We start from the raw sequence: 19,891 nt of genomic DNA on the forward strand, positions 1-19,891 counted from the left end.
TGCGCGAATCCGGTTGCGCCGCGGCCGAACCCCTCGGCGAACCCGTCGACACCTCCGCGGTGATCGCCGACGCGATCGTCACCGCGCAGGCCGCGCTCGGCGCCGAAGCAGTCGGCGCCATGGCCGAGGCCTTGCGCCTCACCACCGACTACCTGCAGACCCGCAAACAATTCGGGGTCCCGCTGCGCACCTTCCAGACGCTGACACACCGCGCCGCCGACATGTATGTCTCACTCGAACTGGCACGCAGCATGAGCCTGTACGCGTCGATGTCACTGGCCGACGGCATCGCCGACCCGATGGTCGCCGCCCGCGCGAAACTGCGTATCGGCCGGTCCGGCAGACACATCGGCCAGGAAGCCATCCAGCTCCACGGCGGCATCGGCATGACCGCCGAATACCCGGTCGGCCACTACACCGCCCGCCTCACCGCCATCGAACACACCCTCGGCGACACCAGCGACCACCTCCGCTACCTCACCGGCCACCTCGGTGACCACCAGATGGTGGAAATCTGAGCTGACTCCCGGTCGATCCGCTCCGTAAGCTGGGCTCGTGTATACCGAGATCGAGCGGATCGTCCGGGTGGTCGCGCGCGACCAATTCGACGCCGAATCACAGCAATTCGTGGACGAGCGCGTCGCCGAGGGCGACTTCGGGTTCGTGGTGTCGCTGGCCGAAGCTCTCGCCACCGCGCACGGCCCGGACCAGTACCTCGTCGACTACGCGGTGCGGGCGTTGCTGGCCGCGCCCGGCGGGGCGAGCGCTGCGTTGCAGGTCGTGGCGGTGATGCGGGTGCGCAAGGAACGGGTGCGGCGCATCGCCGCCCTGGTGGCCGGTTCGCTGGGCCACGACGACGCGGTGGCCGCGTTCGGCGCTGCCGGGCTCGCCGGACCGATCGCCGACGAACTGCGGGCATGCCTGCTGCACGAACTGATCCTGCGCGGGGTCGTCGTGGCCGAGCACGAACAGATCCGGCGGTGGGCGGAGTCCGCGCACTGGGCGGGACATCCGCTGCGCGCCCTACCCCTCGAACCCACCATGTTCGAGCACGCACCGGCACTGCGCCAGTACAGCCGGAGGGGGTCCAGCGTCGGAAAGCCGTCCAGCACCGACGGTTCGCCCGCGCTGAACAGACAAGCCCGTCTCCCCGTCCCGTCCGCCACCGAGACGACGACACCCGCACAGGTGGCCCAGCTCGAATCGGCGGTATCGAACTGGCAGCGGGAGTCCAACGGCCGCACCGAGATCCGGACCTACCGGCTGAGTCACCGCCCCGACCCGGCAGTCGCCGCGGCCCTGCTGGACTCGCTCGAACTGGCATGTCTGCACGCCGGTCATCCCGCGGCCACCGCTCTCGCCGTCACCGCCTCGACCCCGGCGCGCGTCTGGTCGATCCTGTTCGGCGCCGCGGCCAACGGCGGCGCCTACAACTCCGGCGACGGCGCCGCCTACGGCCGTCTCGCGGCCTGGCGTTCACTCGGCGCGCTGTGCGGCGCCACCGAATTCGACACCGTCGACCAGATCATCGCCCGTGCGAGCGACACCCACTGGTTCACTTTCGAAGCCGACACGGACTGGTTCGAACGTGTCGCCTGGGACCTCGGCATCGTCGCGCTCACCCCGGAACCGGGGATGTCGATCCTCGCGGCCACCGACACCGACTGAACAGCGCCGTCCCCGGTGACGCCCGGGCGAGACCAGTGCTGGGTAGCCACCCGGTGTGATCATCCGCCGGACCAGCCGGTGGCCCGACGTTCGGCGGCGGCGAAGGCCGGGACCAGCGGGGCGAGGGTTGTGCGCAGGAGATCCGGCAACGGTCCGGTCGGGACGACGAGGCCGGCGGCCACGGGCGCCGGCTGCAGCGATTGGTCGAGGGCGATCCGGACCGCGGCAAGGGCTGCGGCGGCGAGTACGCGGGCGGTGTGCCGGTCGGTGGCGCCGAGACGTTCGGCGATGGCTGCGGCGAGGGGGTCTTCGATCGCGGCGGTGGCCTGGACGTAGGCGGTGCGCAGCGCGGGGTGGGTGGTGATCAGCAGGAGTGTGTCGCGGCCGGATTCGCTGTGTGGGAGGTACTGCTCGGCGATCGCGTCGATGACCGCGTCGGCGAGGGGAGCATCGGGGCGGGCGGTCACCGCGGCGGCGATGCGTGTTTCCCGTTCGGTGGTGACGGCGGCGACGATCGCCTGTTCGCGGCTGGAGAAATAGTTGTTGTAGGTCCGGGGTGCGACGCCGGCGGCCTCGGCGATGTCATCGACGCGCACATTGTCGGGTCCGTGTTCGAGGGCCAGCCGCAGGGCTGCTGCCGACAAGGCCGCCCGGGTGGCCTGTTTCTTCTGCTCGCGCAGGCCGGTCCGTCGTGTCGTCATCGGCCCAGTATTCCATTATTTCTGCGTGTGCGCAATATTGCGTGCACGCATCTTTTCGGTCTAGCCTCGAAACCACACCCGCCTCCCAGCGAAAGAGAGTCACCCGTGACCGCCGATGTCGTGATCAGTGGCGCAGGCCCGAACGGACTGATGCTGGCCTGCGAACTGGGCCTGGCCGGAATCCGGGCGATCGTGCTCGAACGCCTGCCCGCACCGAGTAGGGGTCCCAGTAGTAACCGCCGAAAAATCAACGGATATGGCGTAGCTGCTGGTCAGCGCCGGTTGGCGTCCGGGCCGAGTAGCGCGGTGAGCCCGCGCATCGCCTGCGGGGATGGTTTGAAGTAGCGGCGCAGGTTCTCGGCCTTGCGGTGGCGGGACTTGGCCATCAGTTCCAGCAGGCTGGCCCCGGATTCGCCGAGGTGGGTTAAGCCGGAGTGGCGCAGTTCGTGCAGATCCCAGCCGGTTCCGGGCCCGTCGACCGCGGTGGCGGCGTCGAGCAGGTCGCGGGCTTGGTCGTAGGACAGCCGGGCCAGGCCGGTGTCGGGGCAGACGTCGCGGTCGGCGAGGTACTTGCCGGGCCCCGGTCGGCGGTGGCCCACGAACACCGGGCCGCGAGTGCGGCCGCGGATGAGCCGGGGCAGCAGGCGGGCGGTGCCCGCGTCCCAGTACACGGTCTCGAGCACGTGTTCGTGGTGAGCGGGTCCGCGACGGCGGGTGCGGGGTTTGGCGCCCTTGGACTTCACGGCTGCGCTGCGGGCGGCTAGGTCGAGGTCTTCGATGTTGAGCTGGAGTAGTTCCTCTGCGCGGGCGCAGGTTTCATACAGCATCCGCCACAGCGTCTTCTCCCGCACGTGGATCTCGCGGCGGGCGATGAGCCGATCGATCGCGGTCCGTGAGCGGGCCGGGGTCTCGGAGTCCGGCGGCGTCGACCGCCTGGCCGAGGCCGGGAGCGTCGGCGCGGTCCAGCCCTGCTCGGCACACCAGCTCAGCCATTTGCCGACTGCGGCGCGGCGCGCGTTCCACGTGTTCACGGCCGCGCTGCCCCACAGGGTTTCCAGCGCCGCACCGACTTCGGCGTCGGTGATCGAGTCCAGGGCACGGCTGGGCCCGTTCAGCCCGTCGGGGCCCCTGCCGTCGATCGCGTCGACGGTCTTGACGATGGCGATGCCGTAGGAGCGGCGGGTGTTCGCCGAGCCGATCGTGTCGAGGAATGCTTCGCCGGCGGTGCGCAGGGTGCGGGTTGGGGCGGTGCGTAGCCGGGTCACCTTCGCGGCCATCGGTTCCCCCGTTTCCGGCTTGCCCCGGATAACGGGGTCGCTTCGTGTATTCGCCGCGACGGGTCCGCCGCAGGTCGAGTCTCACGATACCCGGGATAACAGCCCGTTATCCGGGGCTCGGCGGGTTCGTCCCGGCGGTGGTATCGAACAGCCGGTCCAGGTGGTCGGTCAGCACCGCAAGGGCGGTGTCGGGGCTGTGCTGGCCGATCAGCACGCTGGTGCTCAGACCGTGGGTGAGCATGACCAGCCGGATCGCCTCGGCGGTGACGTCGATGCCGCCGGGGATCTCCCGGTGCGTCTGCGCGCGTGAGAGCGCTTGGGCAAGTTGGTGTTCGAGTCGATCGATGCCTGCAACGAAGGGGTGCTGGGCCAGGTCGGGGTCGGTCATGGCCAGCACCGCATACGAGGTGCCGACGAGGTGGAAGGCGCGGCTGGCGGTATCGGTGGGCAGGGCTTCGGCGCAGAAGGCCTCGATCAGTGCGCGAGCCGGTGGCGGATCGGGCAGGCCGGCCAGGCGACGGTTCCAGCGGCGGTGGCTGAGGGTTTCGAGGTGGTTGAGGGTGCCGACGAGCAGTTCGGCCTTGGTCGGGAAGTAGTACTGCACGAACCGCAGCGAAACCCCGGCCTCGGCGGCCACGGCGCGGATGGTGACCGCGTGTAGGCCCGAGCGGGCGGCGACGGCCACCACTGCGTCGGCGAGCTGGGCGCGGCGTTGGGCGTGATCCACGGTTCGGGGCACGGTCACCTCTCTCGACATCACCATGAAGTCGGTGATACAGATGTATCGGATACAAATGTATCAACTTGGAGGTGGGTGTGCGGCGACCCGGCACAAACGAGAAGGCGGCGATGGCACCGGCGCGCGCGGCCGCGCTGCTCACGGTGGTGTGCGCGGCGCAGTTCATGGTGGTGCTCGACATCTCGGTGGTGAATGTCGCTCTGCCGTCGATACGAACGTCACTCGGCTTCAGCGACACCGGGCTCGCGTGGGTGGTCAACGCCTATGCGCTGGTATTCGCGGGCCTGCTGCTGGTCGGTGGCCGCCTGGCCGACGTGTTCGGCCGCAAGCGGGTCTTCCTCGCCGGGCTGCTGTTGTTCACCGTCGCGAGCCTGGTTGGTGGGCTGGCCTCGACGCCGGGGTGGTTGATCGGCGCTTTCCTCGTGCTGGGCCTGGTCGCGCACCCGGCACCGGTGTTCGCCGCGTCGGCCTTGTTCGGCATCGGCAACGGGCTACTGCTGCCGGTGATCACCGTGCTCATCGGCGAAACACCACCGGCGACGCGGCGCGGCCAGGCGACCTCGTTGTCAGGCACGGCCATGTTCACCGGCCAGTTCGGATCCCCGCTGGTGTTCGGGCCGCTGATGGCCGCCACCTCCATCACCACCGGATACCTACTCGCCGCCGCGATCGCGGCCACCATCCTCGCCGGGCTCTTCCTCATCCGGATCGACGACCCCACCGGGAAACACGCGTCTTACGGCGGCGAGCAGTCAGGTCATGCCGAAGATTCCCAGGAGCGTGTGGTGAGCAAGTCGGTGAACTCCTCGGCATAAGCCAGATGCCGCCGCAGACGTTCGGCGCTGTCGGCGGCCTTCTCGCGGAACGCGAGCAGATCCGCCTGCGCCGCCGCACGCGCGGCAGGCTCAGCCGAGGCGTCGTCGAGGACCTCGATCGCCTCGAGCAACTGCTTCATCTCCGCGAGGGTGAAGCCGAGCGGCTTCATGCGGCGGATGACCAGCATCCTATCGACATCGGCCTCGGTGTAGAGACGAAACCCTCCACCGGAACGGGCCGAGGGCTGAACCAGCCCGACCTCGTCCCAGTGGCGGATCGACTTCACCGACAACTCGGTCCGCTCGGCGACCTGCCCGATCTGTAGGTAGCCGCTGGTGTCGGTTCCCACCTCAGTGCCCGCCGACCAGGTGCCCGGACAACCTGTCGTGGCGAGCTTCCGAGGCGGCGTTGAGCCCGATGATCTCCACGTTCTTGCCCTTGGCGGCGTACTTGGTGCTGATCGCGTCCAGGGTCGCCACAGTCGAGGCGTCCCAGATGTGTGCATCCGACATGTCGATCACGATATTGGCCGGATCGTCCACGTAGTCGAACTGGTAGACCAGGTCGTTGCTCGAGGCGAAAAACAATTCGCCGCGCACCTTGTAGACGCGGGTGTCGATCGCCCCGTCGTGGTCGGTGTCGGACTCGGAGACCTTGTCCACCTCGGTGAAGTGCGCGACCCTGTGCGCGAACGCGACCATCGCGGTGAGCACGCCGGCGATGACGCCGTAGGCGAGATTGTGCGTCGCCACGGTGACCGCGACGGTGACCACCATGACGGTGGTTTCGGCGATCGGCATGCGCCGCAAGGTCTTCGGGGAGATCGAATGCCAGTCCATCGTGCCGACCGAGACCATGATCATCACCGCGACCAGTGCCGCCATCGGGATCAACGCGACCACATCACCGAGCCCGACGACCAGGACCAGCAGGAACACACCGGCCAGGAACGTCGAGATGCGGGTGCGTGCGCCGGAGGACTTCACATTGATCATGGTCTGGCCGATCATCGCGCAACCACCCATGCCGCCGAAGAACCCGGTCACGACATTGGCCACGCCCTGACCCCAGCCCTCACGGGTCTTGTCCGAATGCGTGTCGGTGATGTCGTCGACCAGCTTGGCCGTCATCAGCGATTCGAGAAGCCCGACCAGGGCCATCGCCAGCGCGTAGGGCGCGATGATGCTCAACGTTTCGAGGGTGAACGGGACGTCGGGGATCAGCCAGGTCGGCAGACTCGACGGCAACTCGCCCTCGTCGCCCACGTTTGGCACGTTGAGCGAGAACACGATGGTGGCGGCGGTGAGCAGCACGATGGCCACCAGCGGCGCCGGAACCACATGCGACACCTTGGGCAGCAACACCATGATCACGATGCCGATCGCGACCATCGGATAAACCAGCCACGGCACCCCGAGCAGGTGCGGGATCTGGGCGGTGAAGATCAAGATGGCCAGCGCGTTGACGAACCCGACCATCACGCTGCGCGGAATGAACCGCATCAGCCGCGCGACGCCGACCACGCTGAGCACGATCTGCAGCACGCCGGCCAAGATGACCGTGGCGATCAGATAGTCCAGGCCGTGCTCGCGGACCACCGGTGCGATCACCAGCGCGATCGCACCGGTCGCGGCGGAGATCATCGCCCGGCGGCCACCGACGATCGCGATGGTCACCGCCATGGTGAACGAGGCGAACAGCCCGACGCTCGGGTCCACTCCGGCGATGATGGAGAACGAGATCGCCTCGGGGATCAGCGCCAGCGCGACCACCAAACCGGCCAATATCTCGGTCCGTAGTCGTGCCGGGCTGCGCAACGCGGCCAGTACCGAAGCCGCGTCGGTCGGCCGCTGTGTCGTCGACACCATCGGGAAACTCCATTCCATGGGCTCACGCGCACGCGGGCGCACCCGGGCAACGTGAAAAGCGGTCGCCGGGGAGAAAGTCGTCGGGAACGCGAGTGGATGACCCCGTCACGGGTGACGAGCCGATCGCATCGGCTACGCCGCGGGACACATCAGCTACCACTCAGCGATCCAAACTCTACCCTTACAGGAGGGTAGAGTGGCAAGCGGGAACGGCCGATCGTGTCCTACCTCTCACCGCCGCCGCACCGCCATCACCGTTCGTCCCCGGTGCGGTGGCCGTTCAGAACAGAGTGTCGCGCACCCGCAGCGGCCGATACCCGGTCGGTCCGAGCTGGGCCAGCTCGGCGTCGATGTCGACCTCGATCGCGCCGAAGAAGTTGATGTTGGCACTGTGCGCCGGGGAAATGTGGGCCAGCACTTCGTCGTCGATGCGCTGCCCGGACCGGCGCATCTGTTCCACAGCGAGCCCGTAGTACTCGGTGGTCCAGGCGATCACGGCGTTGGTGGCCAGGGTCAGACACCACGCCTGCTCGGTCTGGTCGGCGAGCTGGCGAGCCCGGATCATGCCCTCGTGGGCGTAGAGCAGGTCGCGGCGTAGCGCGTGCAGGGATTCGCCCTTGTTGAGCTGGCGGGAGATCTTGCGCCGGTAGTCCGGGTCGGAAAGGTATTTCGCGGCGTAGATGGTGCGCCGCAGCGCCCCGTACTCCTTCAATGCTGCGGCCAGGGTGTTCTGGCGCCCGGAGGCGGAAAGCTTGCCGACGAGTAGGGAAGCGGTAGCGTGCCCGAACTTCAACGAGCCGGCCAACCGGAGCAGGTCGTCCCAGTGCTCGGCGACCAGATCGAGGTTCGCTTTCCGGGTCATCAACGGGCCCGCGTGCGGGAACCGGTCCTCGGCGACCGCGCGCGGACCCGGCCGGTAGAGGGTGATGCGGCCCAAGTCCCGAATCCTCGGAGACAGCTGCATCCCGAGCAGGTCGAACAGGCCGAAGTTGACCAGGGTGACCCCGTGGGTGTCGGTGACGTGTTCGGTGATCGGCAGATCGGTGGCATTGCCCAGGATCTCATCGAGCACGTAGTGGGCTTCGCGTTTGGTCGCCACGATCACCTTGGTGCCGTAGGTGGCGTGCTGGTCGGTGACATGGGTATAGGTCGACAGGCCCTGGTCTGCGAAGTAGCGACTCATCGGCCGCGCGGTGGTCGACTTCCCGCGCGTGGGGAACCGCTGCCCGTCGCTCGACGACAGCGTGCCTGCGCCGAACACGGGTGTGAGCGGGAGTCGCTGGTGGTAGTCGACGATCGCGAGGTTGGCCGCGCGCAGAGTCTCCTCGCGCACATACCACTCGTCGGTCCAGGACAGGATGTCGTAGGAGATGCCGCAGGCCTCAGCCATCCGCGCCAAACCCAGGTTCGTCGAGTGCGCCAGCAGCACCGCGATCAGATTGCGTTTCAACTCCGGGGTGCGGGCCTGTTTCCCGCTCGCGTGAGTGAAGCAGTCCAGGTAGCCGGTGCGTTTGTCCAGCTCGATCAACAGCGACACGATCGGCGCGAACGGCAACATCTCGGTCAGCTCGGCCTTGAGCGAGACAGCTTCCGCCGGAACGTCTTCGGCGGTCAACGGGGAAATGATCAGATCCCCGGACTCGTCGTCCAGCCGCACCGGCCCCTCACCCCCGGCGAGCACCGCCTCGAGTTCACCGACCGCGCCGTGCAGCTCGTCGACCACGGCGGCCAGGGCGACGCCAGGGTCGGCCGAGCGCCCGACCAGGCGGCAGAACTCGCTACGCTGCGGAGCCCACTGCTCGGGCGTGAGCAGGTAGGCGGCCGGATCGGCATACCGGCGTGAGCCCGGCACGTACACGTCCCCGCTGCGCAACCCGTCACGCAACCCGAGCAGCACGCACAGCTCCCAGTAGTGCCGATACGCCGTGGCGCTGCCGGGCTTTCGCGCCGCATCGAGGTATCCGCGCCGCTTCGTGGGCACGAACCCGGTGGGGGCCTCGTCGAAGACCTTGCGGCGCCCGGTGGCGTTGAGCTCGCGCAGCATCGCGACCGCGATCAGCAGCTCGGACGCGGCCGTCCCGCCGGCGAAACCGACCGTCGACAGCACCGCGGGAGTGAACTGGCGCAGGTAGTTGTAGGAGGAATCCAGCGCGGCCAGATGCCCGTGATCACGCGGCAACCGGGGCCTGGCCTGCGCGATCGCCGCCCGCAACCGCTCCCACCCGATCTTCTCCCCACGGATCAGCGCGCCGATCTCCTCATCGGCCACCGCCGGATCGGTGACAATCGCCAGCAGGTCGTCGAGCAACCCCTGGCGGTCCTCGCCGGATTTGCCGCGTTCGGCCAGTTCCTGCTGCATTCGGCGTTCGGCGGCACCGAACTTCGCCGAGATCGCCTGATCGAACAACGCCACGACCTCGTCGAGCACGTCGGTACCGGACTGTGCCAACACCGTGAGCAGGATTGGGTACCGGCGCTGCGGGTCCCGGCGTTCGAGCGCCTGCGGGGTCAACCGGCGCCCCATCGTGGCCAGGAACCGCCGCCGCTCGGCGGGCAGCACCGACATATCCAGGCGATCCGCGCCCAGTCCGCGCAGGAACGCCAGCTTGTCGACCTCGGCACGCACCGCGGCCGCCGACGCCTCCACCGGCCCGGTCGACAACCACCGCAACCGCGAAACCCCCAACGAGGCATCGGTGACCAGCAGCGCATCCAGCTCAGCGCAGCGGGCCGGGCTGAACTCGTGCGCCAGGCGATCGTAGGTTTCGCGCTGGGCCTGCTCGCGGGCATGGGCGACGCGTTCGACCATGCTCACCGGACCGGGGCGGATCACTCGCGCCGAGATCAGGTACTCACACCCCAACCGGAACAGCAGAGTCGGGGAATCATGCTCCATCGCCCGCGCGAGCAGGAACTCGCCGAGCTCCTTGAGTTCGAGCGCACCCGCCGCCCGCCACCCGAGGTACTGCGCGACCAGCCACAGATGGTCGGTGCGGGTCTGAGCGCGGCGGCCGTAGGAACGGATCTCAGTGCCATCGACCCGCAGCTGCTCGGCCAACCGCGCTACCGCGACCGGCGGAGCAGTCACCACCCGATCTGGCACGAACCCCAGCCACGGCAACGTGCACAACGCGATCGCGATACCCAGCCGATCGGCCGGACCACGACCGCGACCAGGATCGACGAACGCCAAATCCGCCGGAGAGAGCGTGAAGAACCGGAACAACTCCTCACGACCGATCTCCGGGAACTCCCGCAGACGCGCCAACTCCTCATCCGCGAACACCCGCGTCGCCACGAACCCCACCTCCCACACCAGCCAATAGCGTTGGGAGCCAAGCCAACCAGCAATCAGCCACCACCGCAGGCTGAACCCTGTCTCACCAGCGAACGGCTACCGGCTACGCATATCCGTTGGTTTTTCGGCGGTTACTACCGGAACCCCGAGTCGGGGCGAGGGTTCGAGCGAAAGTTCCTCGAGGATTCCCTCGACATACGGATAACCCGGGCTGAGCCGTCCGAGTCGGTCGTGCAGGTCGCTCGGGAGCGAGGACGGATCAGCGAGATAGTCCTGGAGCACCGATACCGCGGCGGACTTCAGTTCCGTGTAGTCCGGCCTGGGTGGATCGACCGCCGGCACGGCGCCGGGCGGATATGGCTCACCACCACGGGGAAGCGGCTGTCCGGGATCGAGCTGATGTAGCCGTAGAGCATGGTCGTACAACGAAACCGGCGGATCGAGCGCACTGCGCTCGTCGACCACGCTCACCGGGTGAAGGTGTGCTCGATTCTCTTCGACATGCGCCGAAACGCACCTCTCGGCCTAGGCCGTCGCAACCTGTCGCACTTCCTAAGTGTTATGCAATACTGCATAGCAGTCTGGTCCCCCATACCGAGGAGTCCTCCATGCCGATGATCGATGTCACCGCCGTCCGCGGTTCCATCCCCGACACCGTTCGCCCCCAGCTGCTCGACGAGCTCGCCACGATCCTGCTGCGCTGGGAAGGCGCCCCCGACACCGAGTTCTTCCGCGAGATCACCTGGGTGTACTTCCACGAGATCGACGCCGAACAGCTCGCGGTCGGTGGACGTGGCGGCGGCAGCCCCCGCTTCCGCATAGAGATCACCGTCCCCGAAGGTGCCCTGTCCGCTCGCCGCAAGGAAGGACTCATCGCCGACGTCCACACCGCCGTGGTCACCGCCGCCGGACTCGACCCGAACAGCGCACAGGCACTGCACGTGTGGACACTGATCCGCGAGATCCCCGAAGGCAGCTGGGGCGCGGCCGGCGCGGTCGTCCGCTTCGAGGCTCTCAAGGCCACGTCGGCCGCCGAACGCGAAAAGTCGCCCACCACAGCCTGATCCGGGCAACGACGAGCCCGGGCTGCCACATCGCGACCGCGGGACCCGGAGCAAGATGACTGTCATGCACCTGACTCAGCTGAGCGCGGCCATCGAGGCGGCAGTCGCCACCCACCTCAACGAACTCGGCCGAACCTCAGGCTTGCTCCCGCTGACCTGGTTCGTCGCCCCGTCGGTGACCGACGACACCGACATGGAAGCAGTTCTGTCCATCGAAGGCCAAGCCGGAACCCACCTTCCGCACCACCCCGGCTGGGTCGTCGATCAATGGGGCCGTGCCCTCGGCCTGCACCCGGTGCGCACCCCCGTACCCGGAATCCACGCGGTCGAGGGCCTGCTCGAACCGCTCCCCGGCGAGTACCGCTTCGAGGTCCGCGTCTGGGGTGTCATCGACCAGGCCGCGCTGTATGCCCACCGATCACACTGACCTGGGCTCGCGGGGGTCGCGGAGGTAGAAGGCGGCGGCGTTGTCCCAGAAGACCGCCGATACCTGATCGGGTTCTAGTGCGCTTTCGACGATCGCGAAATCGGTGTTCTCGAAGGGCCTGCGTGCTCGGGTGGACGGTAAGTCGGTGCCGACCATGAGTGCAGTGGGGTCGACTCGCATGATGGCGGTGATCGCCGCGGCCGGGTCCAGATCGATACGGCCGAAGCCGGTCGCTTTGACCTTCACACCGCGTTCGACCAGCCGCAGGAGGTCGTCGAGGCCGTCGGCGTGGAGTCCGAGGTGGTCGATGCTCACGGCGGGCAGGGCGGTGAGGCGGTCGGCGAGGTCGGCGGTCGCGCGGGCGTCGATGTAGAGCTCGGTGTGCCAACCGGCCAGGTCGTGGACGCGGCGGGCGAGGCGGTCGAGATCGTCCAGACCGGCCGAGCCACCGCGGCGCACATTGAACCGCACCGCCCGCACGCCCGCCTCGTGCAGGGCGAGGATCCGCGCGTCGCTGGTGTCGGCGGGGGTCTGGGTGACACCGACATAGGAGGGGCCGAGTACCCGCAGCGCATCGATCAGATAGTCCTGGTCGAAGGCCTGGAATGAACCCGACACGACCGCGCCGCCGGCGATGCCCAGCCCGGCGATCCGCGCCTGATAGTCGCTGACAGTGAACGGTTCGGGCAGATATCCGTCGTTCTCCACCAGCGGGTAGGCGGGGTCGATGATGTGGAGGTGGGCGTCGAACACCGGCCGGTTCACGTGGTGGTCCTTCGCGCGGAGAGTACAGGTGGTTTCCGCTCAACCTACCGGTCCGGCGGCCAGGAGCAGGGACTATGCGAGGTAGCATAGCGAGGTCCGGACCCGTTCGTCTGTCAGGAGTGCCACCGTCGTGGGAGCCCGCACCAACACCCGCCAGCGAATGCTGCACAGCGCCGTCGAGTTGCTGCGCGAGCGCGGCGCGGCCGGGGTGACCATCGACGCCGTGCTGGCGCGCAGCGACGCACCCCGGGGGTCGGTGTATCACCATTTCCCCGGTGGCCGCGCGCAGATCATGACCGAATCGCTGACGCTGGCCGGTGACACCATCGGCGCCATCATCGAGCAGACCGCGGCGCAGAACTCGGTCGTGACCCTGCGGCAGTTCGGGCAGTTCTGGAACACCCTGCTGGCGCAGTCCGATTTCGCGGCCGGATGCCCGGTGGTGTCGGTGGCGGTGGGCAGCTCGCCCGACGACGAGCATCTGCAACCATCGGTCGCGGCGATCATCCAGCGCTGGCATACCGGGCTGGTCACCGCGATCGAAACCGACGGGGTGGAACCGGAGCGCGCGCGACGCCTGGCGACGATGGCGATCGCGGCGGTCGAGGGTGCGGTGATCCTGTGCCGGGTGAACCGGTCGACGGCGGCGCTCGACGATGTCATCGATGAACTCGAGGTGGTGTTCACCGCGGCGCTGCCCGCCTGATCCTTGACGATCACGGCGCCGCTCCCTAGCCTGCGTGACGGGTGCCGACGGCACAGCGGAGGGAGGGCGTCGATGCGCGCGGACAGCGTGGTCTGGCCGACGGATCCCTCGGCCGTCGCGGCGATGGTCGTCGACGACGCGACCGTCACGGATCTGCGGCTCGACCAGGTGATCGCCGCGATCGCGGGTGCGCCCGACGAGTTCGGGCTCACCGCGCTGCTGCGCCACCCGGTCTGCGATCCCGACACGGTGCGATTCCGTCAGGAAGTGTTCGCCGATCTGGCCGACATCGAGGTCCGCACCGTTCTCGACGATTTCGCGGCCGGAATGCGGCGGGTGCGCCGACGCGTAGCCGGTGCTGCCCGGCTCCAGCATCCGCGACAGTGCCAGCGTTGGCATCTCGACGCCGCCGCCGACTACCTCGCCGCCCTCACCACGATGGCCGAAGCGCTGCCCGCGCTCACACTCTCGTCGAGGGCATTGCGTCGATGGCGCGACACGGTCACCGAGGCCGTCGAAGGTCCGGTGATCCGCACTCTCGCCGAGGATGTGCACACGACACAGCAAGCCCTCGCCGCCGTCCGCTACAGCATCCGCGTTCTCGATACCGACACGATCGACGTCGGGCCCGACGACAGCGACACCGACTACAGCGCCACCGTGTCGGGGCTGCTCGCCCGTTTCGGTGCCGGTCCCCCGCCGCCGCTGCGTCCGCAACCCGAGTGGCCGGACATGAACCAGATGGAAGAACAGATCCTCGACCGTGTCGCGGGCCTGTTCCCCGAACCGTTCGCACGCCTGGCCGGCTTCGCCGACCGGCACGCACAGTTCCTCGAACCCCGCTGTCGTCACCTTCGACCGCGAGATCCATTTCTATCTGCGCTATCTCGACTTCGCCGCCACCGTCAGCGCGCCCCTGTCACTGCCGGCCGTGGTCACCGACGGCACGGACCTCGGCGCCGAAGACGCCTTCGACCTCGCGCTGGCCGGTAAGCCGGGCGGGTCTGCGCAACCGTTGGTGTGCAACGACTTCACGCTGTCCGGGCCGGAACGGGTCCTGGTGGTCACCGGCCCCAATCAGGGCGGGAAGACCACCTTCGCCCGCATGATCGGCCAGCTCGCCTACCTGGCCGCGCTCGGCTGCCCGGTCCCGGCACGTACGGCCCGCCTGACCCTGCCCGACCGGTTGACCACCCATTTCGAGCGTGCCGAACAGGCCACCGACGCCGACGGACGCCTGCTGGCCGAACTCGACCGTGTCCGCGACACTCTCGACCACGCCACCGCCGACAGCCTGCTCATCCTCAACGAGAGTTTCAGTTCGACCAGCACCGCCGACGCCGTCCGGATCGGCCGCCGGGTCCTCGACAAGATCATCGCCGCCGGTTCGATGGCGGTGTGGGTGACGTTCTTCGACGAACTCGCCGCCACCCGGCCGGAAACGGTCAGCATGGTCGCGGCCACCGACCCCGACGACCCGGCCCGGCGGGCATTCCGGATCGAACGCCGCGCAGCCGACGGCAACGCACACGCGGTGGTCCTCGCCGAACGCTACGGGCTCACTTACGATCTCGTCACCGTGAGGATGACCGCATGCGAGTGAACCTGCTGCACCCGCCCGACCGGGTGCCCGGCACCGCCGTCAACGGTGACCACCTCGTCACCGACCTGGGTCTGGAATCGCTGTTCACCGCAATGGCCGACGGCGACCCACTCATCCTCGACACCGTCCGCGCGACGGTACCGGCCACACTCACCGACATCGACACCATCGCCTACCGGCACGACGTGCTGGCTGACTGCTGGGCGCAGCCCGACGCGGTCCGCGAGCTCTACCGGATCGCGGTCGCACCGACCCGTATCCGGCGCTGGCCCGCCGGTGGCGGTCGGCGCGCGGGCGGAAAACTGGTCCTGTCGCTGCCACCGTTCACCGAACTACTCACCTACCTGCGCAGGCTGCGCGCCCACTGCCGCGCACACACCTTCACCTCGGCGGGCCTGCGCGGCCTCACCGCCACCGTGACCGAACACTTCGACGACGATTACCTCGACACCGTCGAAAAACACCTGACCGCTTTACATTTCGACCACGGCATCCATCTCGGGGCGAGCCTGGGCCTGGGCAACAAGATCGCCGACATCGTCGTGCACGACCCGCTGCCCGCGCGCAGAACCCGCTTCGGTCTGCGCTCGGGACGTGCCGCGTTCCACCCGATCGAAGACCCCGAAGCCCACGCCAACCCCACCCTCAATCCGATCGTGCAGTTGCGCGACCGGGCGCTGGCCGATCTGGCCGAAACCGTCAGCTACGCCGCCGACCACATCCACGACTTCTTCCAGCGGCTGCGCACCGAACTGGCCTTCTACCTCGGCTGTCTCAACCTGTCGGACCGATTGCGTCGCGCCGGGATTCCCCACTGCCTGCCGACCGTCCACCCGGCCGGAGCACCTCGTCTGCGCGCCGCCGGACTGCGCGACCTCACTCTGGCGCTGTCGGCCCGCGACGTGGTCGGCAACGAGCTCGACGCGACCGGGCGCTCCCTGCTGGTGGTCACCGGCGCCAACAACGGTGGCAAATCGACGTTCCTGCGCAGCCTCGGCACCGCCCAGATCATGATGCAGGCGGGCATGTTCGTCCTGGCCGAGAGGTTCGACTCCGAGATCAGCACCGGCGTTTTCACCCATTTCGTCACCGACGAAGACCGCACCATGACCTACGGCAAACTCGTCGACGAACTCGTGCGCATGCGCGCCGTCGTCGACCACATCACCCCGGGCGCGCTGCTGCTGTCCAACGAATCCTTCGCCTCCACCAGCGAACGCGACGCCACCCACATCCTCACCCCACTGGTCGAAGCCCTCGTCGACACCGGCGTCAAACCCGTCCTCGTCACCCACCTCTACGACTTCGCCCACCACCGCCACGCCGCCGCCCACCCCACCGACCTGTTCCTGCGCGCCGGACGCACCCCCGACGGCCACCGCACCTACCAGCTCACCCCCGGCGCCCCGGAACCCACCAGCCACGCCGACGAGATCTACCACCAGGTCTTCCCGCCGAACCCTGCCGCGCCATGAGAATCCTTCTGCCGCTGCGGTTCCGTACGCTGGAGCCGTGCACGCCGAGATCGACCGGATAGTCCAAGACCTTCCCCGCCTCGGCATCCAGGAACGCATCGACGAACGGCTGGCCCTCGACGATGTCGAATTCGTGGTGGCACTGGCCCGCGCGGCCGCGACCGCCCACGGCGGCGACCACCGTCTCGTCACGCAGTGCCTGCGGGCGATTCTGGCGCGGCCGGTGTCGGGGAAGGTCGCGGCAGCGCTGGAAGTCGTGGCGGTGATGCGCCCACCGAAAGCCCGAGCTCGCCGCATCGCCACCTGGCTGGCCGAATCGCTGAAACACGAGGAGGCGGTGGCCGCGTTCGGCGCAGCCGGTGTCGCGGGACCCATCGCCGACGAGTTGCGGGGGTGTCTGTTGCATGAGCTGATCGTGCGCGGTGTCGTCATCGCCGAGCACGACCAGCTCATGCAGTGGGCGACTTCTCCGCACTGGGCCTGGCATCCGCTGCGAGTACTTCCCCTGGAACGCATGCCTCTCGAGCACATACGTCCTTCCCATACAGTTGGCAGCGGCGCTCTGCCGTCCACCATCAACAGCGCTCCCCTTCGCATTCCGGCGGCCATCGAAACCACCACCTCCCTTCACGCCGATCAGGTGCGACAAGCTGTCGCCAACTGGCAACAGGAGTCCAACGGCCGCAGCGAGGCGCGCGCGTTCACGCTCGATCATCTCCCCGCCCCGGACGCGGTCACCGCACTACTCGGCACCCTCGCACTGGAGTGCCTACGATGCGATCACGGCGCGACCGCGGATCTCACGGTGACTGAGTCGACCCCCGCCGACGTCTGGTCGATTCTGTTCGCCGCGGCGGCCGACGGTGGTGCCTACAACACCGGCGAGGGCGCCGCATATGGGCGCCTGTACGCATGGCGGTCACTCGGTGCGCTGTGTGGCGCAGGCGAATTCGACGCCGTCGACCACATCGCGCGGCTCGCGGCCGATGCCCGGTGGTTCACCTTCGCCGCCACCACCGCATGGTTCGAGAGGGTTGCCTGGGATATCGGTATTGCCGCGTTGACGCCCGAACCCGGCGTGACGGTTCTGGCCGCCACCGACACCGACTAGATGTCGTCGTTGTCAGCCTTTCGCCGACGGTTCGGTCGGAGGCGGGCGGCCGCGGCCAGGAGCGGGGTGAGCGTGGCGGTGGCGACGGCGCCGGGGGTGGTGTCGGTGGCCAGGATGAGGCGAACGGTTCTCATCGCCGCGGTCAGGACCGCCGCACCGCGTTGCCGGGCCTGTGCTTCGTAGCGTCCGATCGCGGCGGGGAGGTCGGTGGTGTCGGTGGAGAGGGAGCGGAGCTGGGTGACCAGGTCGGCCGCGTCCTGGATCGCCGCGCCTGCACCCATTCCGGCGGTGGGTGGTGTGGCGTGCACGGCGTCGCCGAGGGCGGTGATGCGGCCCGCGGTCCACGGGGCGAGGTCGGTGGCGCGGGTGGAGGCGGCGTTGAACCGGAAGGCCGCCACACCGGCCGGTTCGGCGCGGGCGATCACTTCCAGCGTGTGGTGGGCCCACTTGCGGTCACGGAACCTTTCGATCAGCGCGGATTGCAAGGCACTGCCGTGCAGTCGGCGCAGGGCGTCGGTGTCGGCGGATTCGGGGAACATCGCTCCCCAGATGTAGGTCGGGCCTGTCGTGATCGACATATTCAGCTCGGGGGCGGCGAGGGCGGCGTTGCCGATCGGGTCGAGGAATCCGACATACAGCGCGGCACCTCGGGGGCCGATGCCCATGGTCGAGCGGGTGCCGAGCCGTTGCCGTTCGGCGGGGTCGAGGTCGGCGAGGCGGGTGCGGCCGGAGAATCCGATGAGACCTGCCGGACGGTTGGTGGAGCCCGCCGCGAGGTGGCGGGCGACGAGCGAATGGGTTCCGTCGGCGCCGACCACCAGATCCGCGGTGACCGACGTGCCGTCGACGAAGACCACCCGCGGCATACCGTCGTCGTCGTCGGTGCCGACGCCGGACACGGTCCTGCCGAGACGCAGATCTTCGCCGACCGCTTCGGCCAGCAGGGTGCGCAGCGTGATGCGGTCCACGTCGATGCTCGCGCTGCCCGACAGGTCCGGGCCGTAGCCGAGCAGGCGGCCGCGGTAGTCCCACAGCATGTCCCGATCCCGCAGGCGCAGTGCCGATCCCGAGGCGAGCAGCCGGCGCATGATCTCCGGTGCCACCAGTCGCGCCAGTGCGGACTGCGCTCGCTCGTCGAGGGTGATGTGGTAGCCGCCGGTCGCGGCGACATCGCTGTCGCGGTCGAACACTGTCACTTCGTGGCCGATCCGGCGCAACCCCGCACCCAGCGCCAGCCCACCGATACCTCCGCCTACCACGACAACACGCATGTTCAGCTGCCTTTCCCTGGTCGAATGCTCTCCTCACAGACGGTGCCAGCGGTAGTGGACACGGGATGGCCGGTACCGCTGGCACGATGAACCGATGGCCAGTACGTCACACCGGGCACTGCGGCTGCTGTCGCTGCTCGGCTCACGCCGGATATGGCAGCTCCGCGATCTCGCCGCCCGGCTCGCCGTCAGCGAACGCACCGTGCGCCGCGACCTGGACACCTTGCGCGAACTCGGCTACCCGATCCTGACCGTCCGAGGCCCGGACGGCGGCTATCGACTCGGCACCGGACACACCCTGCCGCCCCTGCTACTCGACCACGACCAAGCCCTCGCGATCGCCATCGCGCTGCAAACCGCACCCAGCTCCGTATTCGGCCTGCAGGACGACACCGCCAGGGCCCTGACCACCCTGCAGCAAGCCATCCCGGACACGCTGCGCGCCGCCATGGAATCCCTGCGCCTGACCACACTGCAGAACTATTGGGAGTTCCCCGCGCCCCCGATCGACGCCGGTGCGCTCACCGTCGTCGGCACCGCCGTGCGACGGCGCCACATCCTCCTCGCCGAACTGCTGCGCGCCGACGGCACCCGCCCGGACCCGGGCGAACCCGACTTCACGCCAGCCCGCCGCCTCGAACCCCACCACCTGGTCGTGTGGGCGGGACGGTGGTATCTCATCGCCTACGACCTGGCCGATCACCGGTGGCGAGTCCACCGGGTGGACCGGCTGCACCCGCGGCCGACCACCCGAGGTTTCGCACCCCGTGAACTACCTGACGGCGATCTCGCGCACTTCGTCATGAGCAGCCACGACCGCGGCGACACCCCCGCCACCTGGCCGTGCACCGGCAGCGCACGCCTGGCCCTTCCGGCTCACATCGTGGCCCGCTGGGCACCGGGCGGCTCCGTGGTCGAACACCTCGACACCGGACACTGCCGCCTCACCCTCGGCGCCTGGTCGTGGGCCGGTATCGCCGGAATTCTCGCCACCTTCGACACCGACCTCACCGAACTGCACCCGCCCGAACTCCTCGACGCCTGCCACCGCATCGCCGCCCGCTACGCGGGTATCCAGACCACAGATTCCGAGTGAGCCGTC

The 19,891-nt window shown here is 68.6% G+C and carries 20 protein-coding genes and 1 pseudogene; 12 read left to right on the forward strand and 9 right to left on the reverse strand.

Translation table 11 applies throughout. The features are described from left to right. Both ACWEMY_RS12325 and ACWEMY_RS12330 read left to right on the forward strand, forming a co-directional pair. Positions 1–518 (forward strand): acyl-CoA dehydrogenase family protein (locus tag ACWEMY_RS12325; RefSeq protein WP_452390068.1); only part of this gene is annotated, 518 nt, incomplete at its 5' end. Between the two features lie 37 nt (positions 519–555). After that, positions 556–1,668, forward strand: coding sequence for a DUF6183 family protein (locus tag ACWEMY_RS12330; RefSeq protein WP_452390069.1), 1,113 nt, complete (start codon positions 556–558; stop codon positions 1,666–1,668). Between the two features lie 59 nt (positions 1,669–1,727). On the opposite strand, the gene ACWEMY_RS12335 is transcribed toward ACWEMY_RS12330, so the two are convergent. Beyond that, entirely contained in the window at positions 1,728–2,369 is a 642-nt protein-coding gene (locus ACWEMY_RS12335) for a TetR/AcrR family transcriptional regulator (RefSeq protein WP_452390070.1), read from the reverse strand. Positions 2,370–2,474: 105 nt separating this feature from the next. Between ACWEMY_RS12335 and ACWEMY_RS12340 the strand changes: the two are divergent. Continuing rightward, a pseudogene (locus tag ACWEMY_RS12340) lies at positions 2,475–2,606 on the forward strand (FAD-dependent monooxygenase); the annotation flags it as partial. A gap of 35 nt (positions 2,607–2,641) precedes the next feature. Here the strand turns inward: ACWEMY_RS12340 and ACWEMY_RS12345 are convergent. Both ACWEMY_RS12345 and ACWEMY_RS12350 read right to left on the reverse strand, forming a co-directional pair. After that, positions 2,642–3,646, reverse strand: coding sequence for a tyrosine-type recombinase/integrase (locus tag ACWEMY_RS12345; RefSeq protein WP_452390071.1), 1,005 nt, complete (start codon positions 3,644–3,646; stop codon positions 2,642–2,644). 106 nt (positions 3,647–3,752) lie between these two features. Continuing rightward, complete coding sequence (locus ACWEMY_RS12350; RefSeq protein WP_452390072.1) at positions 3,753–4,409, reverse strand: TetR/AcrR family transcriptional regulator; 657 nt, start codon at positions 4,407–4,409, stop codon at positions 3,753–3,755. 86 nt (positions 4,410–4,495) lie between these two features. Here ACWEMY_RS12350 and ACWEMY_RS12355 point away from each other — a divergent pair, with 86 nt between their 5' ends. Next, positions 4,496–5,200, forward strand: a complete 705-nt coding sequence (locus ACWEMY_RS12355; RefSeq protein ID WP_452390073.1) for an MFS transporter — start codon at positions 4,496–4,498, stop codon at positions 5,198–5,200. Here the strand turns inward: ACWEMY_RS12355 and ACWEMY_RS12360 are convergent. From ACWEMY_RS12360 to ACWEMY_RS12375, 4 genes are all read right to left on the reverse strand, one after another. After that, positions 5,143–5,550, reverse strand: coding sequence for a MerR family transcriptional regulator (locus ACWEMY_RS12360; protein WP_452390074.1), 408 nt, complete (start codon positions 5,548–5,550; stop codon positions 5,143–5,145). The two genes, ACWEMY_RS12355 and ACWEMY_RS12360, sit on opposite strands and share 58 nt — an antisense overlap. Position 5,551: 1 nt before the next feature. Continuing rightward, positions 5,552–7,069 (reverse strand): SulP family inorganic anion transporter, encoded by a 1,518-nt coding sequence (locus tag ACWEMY_RS12365; protein ID WP_452390075.1) that lies wholly within the window; start codon positions 7,067–7,069, stop codon positions 5,552–5,554. Positions 7,070–7,349: 280 nt separating this feature from the next. Beyond that, positions 7,350–10,367 (reverse strand): Tn3 family transposase, encoded by a 3,018-nt coding sequence (locus tag ACWEMY_RS12370; protein ID WP_452390076.1) that lies wholly within the window; start codon positions 10,365–10,367, stop codon positions 7,350–7,352. 96 nt (positions 10,368–10,463) lie between these two features. After that, entirely contained in the window at positions 10,464–10,838 is a 375-nt protein-coding gene (locus tag ACWEMY_RS12375; protein ID WP_452390077.1) for a hypothetical protein, read from the reverse strand. A 137-nt stretch (positions 10,839–10,975) separates the two neighbouring features. Here ACWEMY_RS12375 and ACWEMY_RS12380 point away from each other — a divergent pair, with 137 nt between their 5' ends. After that, positions 10,976–11,431 carry a tautomerase family protein gene (locus ACWEMY_RS12380; RefSeq protein ID WP_452390078.1) on the forward strand — a complete coding sequence of 152 codons (456 nt, stop codon included), beginning with the start codon at positions 10,976–10,978 and terminating at the stop codon, positions 11,429–11,431. Between the two features lie 64 nt (positions 11,432–11,495). Continuing rightward, a complete protein-coding gene (locus ACWEMY_RS12385; protein ID WP_452390079.1) occupies positions 11,496–11,858 on the forward strand; it encodes a hypothetical protein in 363 nt (120 codons plus the stop codon). Here ACWEMY_RS12385 and ACWEMY_RS12390 read toward each other — a convergent pair. Beyond that, complete coding sequence (locus ACWEMY_RS12390) at positions 11,850–12,623, reverse strand: amidohydrolase family protein (protein ID WP_452390080.1); 774 nt, start codon at positions 12,621–12,623, stop codon at positions 11,850–11,852. The two genes, ACWEMY_RS12385 and ACWEMY_RS12390, sit on opposite strands and share 9 nt — an antisense overlap. 130 nt (positions 12,624–12,753) lie before the next feature. Here ACWEMY_RS12390 and ACWEMY_RS12395 point away from each other — a divergent pair, with 130 nt between their 5' ends. The 5 genes from ACWEMY_RS12395 to ACWEMY_RS12415 all read left to right on the forward strand — a co-directional run bounded on the left by ACWEMY_RS12395 (position 12,754) and on the right by ACWEMY_RS12415 (position 17,518). Next, positions 12,754–13,329: a TetR/AcrR family transcriptional regulator gene (locus ACWEMY_RS12395; protein ID WP_452390081.1), complete on the forward strand. Its 576-nt coding sequence runs from the start codon at positions 12,754–12,756 to the stop codon at positions 13,327–13,329. A gap of 72 nt (positions 13,330–13,401) precedes the next feature. Further along, positions 13,402–14,322 (forward strand): hypothetical protein, encoded by a 921-nt coding sequence (locus ACWEMY_RS12400; RefSeq protein ID WP_452390082.1) that lies wholly within the window; start codon positions 13,402–13,404, stop codon positions 14,320–14,322. Next, positions 14,261–14,932, forward strand: coding sequence for a MutS-related protein (locus ACWEMY_RS12405; RefSeq protein ID WP_452390083.1), 672 nt, complete (start codon positions 14,261–14,263; stop codon positions 14,930–14,932). Before ACWEMY_RS12400 ends, ACWEMY_RS12405 begins: the two co-directional genes overlap by 62 nt. Next, positions 14,923–16,407, forward strand: a complete 1,485-nt coding sequence (locus ACWEMY_RS12410; RefSeq protein WP_452390084.1) for a MutS-related protein — start codon at positions 14,923–14,925, stop codon at positions 16,405–16,407. Before ACWEMY_RS12405 ends, ACWEMY_RS12410 begins: the two co-directional genes overlap by 10 nt. A 37-nt stretch (positions 16,408–16,444) precedes the next feature. Next, on the forward strand, positions 16,445–17,518 hold the full coding sequence (locus ACWEMY_RS12415) for a DUF6183 family protein (protein ID WP_452390085.1): 1,074 nt from the start codon (positions 16,445–16,447) through the stop codon (positions 17,516–17,518). Here the strand turns inward: ACWEMY_RS12415 and ACWEMY_RS12420 are convergent. After that, complete coding sequence (locus ACWEMY_RS12420; protein WP_452390086.1) at positions 17,515–18,789, reverse strand: FAD-dependent oxidoreductase; 1,275 nt, start codon at positions 18,787–18,789, stop codon at positions 17,515–17,517. The genes ACWEMY_RS12415 and ACWEMY_RS12420 overlap by 4 nt on opposite strands. A gap of 94 nt (positions 18,790–18,883) precedes the next feature. On the opposite strand from ACWEMY_RS12420, the gene ACWEMY_RS12425 reads away from it, so the two are divergent. Then, the gene (locus ACWEMY_RS12425; protein ID WP_452390087.1) at positions 18,884–19,885 is read left to right on the forward strand and encodes a helix-turn-helix transcriptional regulator; all 1,002 of its coding nucleotides are present in this window, start codon (positions 18,884–18,886) and stop codon (positions 19,883–19,885) included. The last annotated feature ends 6 nt before the right edge of the window (positions 19,886–19,891 follow it).

This window comes from Nocardia sp. NPDC004415 (assembly GCF_053602435.1).

Coding starts and splice junctions, on each gene's coding strand:
- ACWEMY_RS12335 (WP_452390070.1), bottom strand. CDS start 2,369: ATGACGACACGACGGACCGGCCTGCGCGAGCAGAAGAAACAGGCCACC.
- ACWEMY_RS12345 (WP_452390071.1), bottom strand. CDS start 3,646: ATGGCCGCGAAGGTGACCCGGCTACGCACCGCCCCAACCCGCACCCTG.
- ACWEMY_RS12350 (WP_452390072.1), bottom strand. CDS start 4,409: ATGGTGATGTCGAGAGAGGTGACCGTGCCCCGAACCGTGGATCACGCC.
- ACWEMY_RS12355 (WP_452390073.1), top strand. CDS start 4,496: ATGGCACCGGCGCGCGCGGCCGCGCTGCTCACGGTGGTGTGCGCGGCG.
- ACWEMY_RS12365 (WP_452390075.1), bottom strand. CDS start 7,069: ATGGTGTCGACGACACAGCGGCCGACCGACGCGGCTTCGGTACTGGCC.
- ACWEMY_RS12380 (WP_452390078.1), top strand. CDS start 10,976: ATGCCGATGATCGATGTCACCGCCGTCCGCGGTTCCATCCCCGACACC.
- ACWEMY_RS12385 (WP_452390079.1), top strand. CDS start 11,496: ATGCACCTGACTCAGCTGAGCGCGGCCATCGAGGCGGCAGTCGCCACC.
- ACWEMY_RS12400 (WP_452390082.1), top strand. CDS start 13,402: ATGCGCGCGGACAGCGTGGTCTGGCCGACGGATCCCTCGGCCGTCGCG.
- ACWEMY_RS12410 (WP_452390084.1), top strand. CDS start 14,923: ATGCGAGTGAACCTGCTGCACCCGCCCGACCGGGTGCCCGGCACCGCC.
- ACWEMY_RS12420 (WP_452390086.1), bottom strand. CDS start 18,789: ATGCGTGTTGTCGTGGTAGGCGGAGGTATCGGTGGGCTGGCGCTGGGT.
- ACWEMY_RS12425 (WP_452390087.1), top strand. CDS start 18,884: ATGGCCAGTACGTCACACCGGGCACTGCGGCTGCTGTCGCTGCTCGGC.